The organism is Mesorhizobium sp. M1322 (genome assembly GCF_040318085.1).
Classification (GTDB): Bacteria; Pseudomonadota; Alphaproteobacteria; order Rhizobiales; family Rhizobiaceae; genus Mesorhizobium.
Window position 1 is genome coordinate 1 of sequence record NZ_JAMYLP010000186.1, and the last position, 2694, is coordinate 2694.

Here is a 2694-nt window from a genome sequence, read left to right on the forward strand (position 1 = left end):
CCCGGGCAATCACCGCCGGTGACGACGCCGGTGCGCCGCGAACTATAGGTTTGCCGTGCGCAATAGCCGCCCTTCCCGAGGCCCTTGGCCGGGCCGGCGCCGGCGCCGGCGACAACAGGCGTGCCGGCCTTCAGGCCGAGCAGCCGTGCAGCGCTTTCGGTAAGTCCGCCGCAGATCGCACCCGGCGCGACCAGCTTCGGCAACTGGTCCGCCCGCAGTCCTGCGGCCTCCATGAGCTCAGGGCGCCAAGTGCCATTCTTGATATCGAGCAGCCCGAGCGGATCCGCACTTGCCGTGCTGGTGACCAGACGTCCGGTCAGCCGGTGGACGAAGAAGCCGTGCACGTCGACGAGTGCGGCTGCGTCGTCGAGCGCTTGCGGCTGGTGTTCGGCAAGCCAGGCGATCGCATAGAGTGCGGGCGTCGGGTCCGGCGGCTTGCCGCTCCAGTCACGGATCGCCTCACGGCCGAGTTCCGCCGAAAGCCTGATAACTTGCAGGCGCGCGCGCTCGTCCAGCCACAGGATCGCCGGAATAAGCGGCTTGCCGGCGTGATCGATCAGCGTGAAGGTCTCGCGCTGGTGAGCGATGGAGATCGCCGCCACTCGCGAAGTGCCCACCGCCTCAGTGACCTGCTTCAATGCACCGAGCAGCGCGGTCCACCAATGTTCGGCATCCTGCTCGAAATGGCCGGGCTTGGGATTTGAAAGCGGATAGGCTTCGCGCGCCTGGAACAGCTCGTCGCCGTCGCGCGTGAAGGCGATTGCCTTCACGGCCGTCGTCGAAGCGTCGATCCCGATTACGACATCGTCCATCAGGCGGAAATCCAGCGGATTTAGGCGGCGTTCGTAACGAACCGTCCGTCCGACTGGTCGAGACGACGGCGGATCTGGGTTATCACCATCGAATCGTCGGGTACACAGTTTTCGTAGGTGAGGAAATCGCCTGTCTTGACCGGCTTGACCACCTTGGCGCGTTCGGCAAGGCCGAGCGGCAGGGCGCCGCGGGCGCGCGCGTCCTCCCAGGTCATGGCGAAGCCGCGATAGTCGTTCTCGCCGATCATGCCGAGCGACTGGCCAAGGCCAAGGTCGCTCTTGGCAACCGCCACCGCCTCGGCGACCGGATGGTCGAGCGGCTCCATGTCGGCGCGCTTGTAGACCACGGCGCGCGCCGCCGACAGCGGCACTTCCAGGCTGGTCAAATGATAGGGGCGGAAGATCGTGAAATAGGGGCCCTTGCCGACCTTGAGGTCGATCATGCGCTCCAGCACGCGCGGATGCCGGGTCTCGATGATGCAGAACACGCCGGGCGCCACGCCCTTGCCGATCGAATAGTCGACCACGCCCTTGCGGTGCAGCACGCCGCCATCCTCGCGCGGGCAAAGCACGCTGGCGAGTTCCTCCAGCGTCGCGGTCGGGCCGTGCATGCCCGGCACGTCGGGCACCAGGCCGGTGGCATTGGCGATCGCCACCATCTCGATCGCCGTCTTCGAGCCGTCGACGAATTCGACCAGCATGCGCGCATTCATGTTGCGATCGGCCGCCTCCTTCTCGTAGTCGGCCGGCATTGCGTCGATCTTCAGCGGATTGTTCTTGCCCTTGCCGGCGGCGATGATGTTGAAGCCGAGGCTCTTGGCAAAGCCGATGATCTCCAGCGTGCAGGCCGGCTCGTCGCCGGCCGCACCCGTATAGACGACGCCCGCCTTGCGCGCCTCCTCCTTGAGAAAGCGGCCGATGGTGATGTCGGCCTCGACGTTGAGCATGACGATATGCTTGCCGTTCTTCATCACTTCGAGCGCGAACAGCGTGCCGATGTTGGGATTGCCCGTCGCGTCGATGATGACGTCGATGCGGCCTGCCGCCGCCAGCGCATGCAAATCTTCGGTCACCGCGATCTTGCCGGCCTCGATGGCGCGGTCGATCGCTGCTGCATTGCCGGCTTGCACGATGTCCGAGCGATCGTGGCCGGCGAGCAGCGCCGCATCGATCGCCGCCTGCGGCCTGACTTCGGAAATGGCGCCGATCCGCATGCCCGGCATCAGCGCGACCTGGACGACGATGTCGGTGCCCATTTGCCCGGCGCCGGCAAGCCCGATGGTGATCGGTCCCTGCTGTTCAGCGCGCTGCAAAAGTTCCGCTGCAAATTGCGGATGGGCCATGTCGTTTCCTCCAGTTTCTGACGCGCCGCAGCGTCGAAGTCATCATTTTGAACATTCCTATTTCCAAATGAAAAATATTTCAACCCGGCAATTCGGGAGCCGTCCCCCCAATATTCTGTGATTTCAATTTGTGCGCCCTTGGCATGCTACTTGGCCGCGCGGTCAGCTAGTGGTCAAACCTGACGCTTGGGACCCGAAACGGAATACCGCTGCCGACCCGTTGACGACCTTAGGCGTTGCAGACTTGAATCTCCAAATCGAGGTCGGGAACCTGACCTTCAGCGCAAGAGCATTCGGGAGTGCGCTCGCGTAAGGTAATTCACCGCATTTGGCGGCACCCGCAGATGCTTTTTCGTGTTATGATGGGCTTGCAACGCGCGTAATCTCGACCTCGGCAACATGGCAGAGGTCGAAAGCTATTGCCTTGGCACAGGAAGCTTTCGCCCCAGCACTTGATCGCCTCCGAAACGCTGGGTGTGCTGCTTTCCCTGACTGACCCGGGGCGAGGAGGTTGTCCATGTCCACGAGTAGTGTTGACC

General features: G+C 63.7%; 2 protein-coding genes. Both read right to left on the reverse strand.

Annotated features, from left to right (window positions below):
* Positions 1–812: xylulokinase (locus tag NKH12_RS30200; protein ID WP_352956448.1), on the reverse strand; the 812-nt coding region annotated here is incomplete at its 3' end.
* A gap of 20 nt (positions 813–832) precedes the next feature.
* Entirely contained in the window at positions 833–2155 is a 1323-nt protein-coding gene (locus tag NKH12_RS30205; RefSeq protein ID WP_352956449.1) for an NAD(P)H-dependent oxidoreductase, read from the reverse strand.
* Between the last annotated feature and the right edge of the window lie 539 nt (positions 2156–2694).

What these genes read in the sequence shown, in the direction of transcription:
- NKH12_RS30205 (WP_352956449.1), bottom strand. Translation starts at nt 2,155, where the DNA reads ATGGCCCATCCGCAATTTGCAGCGGAACTTTTGCAGCGCGCTGAACAG.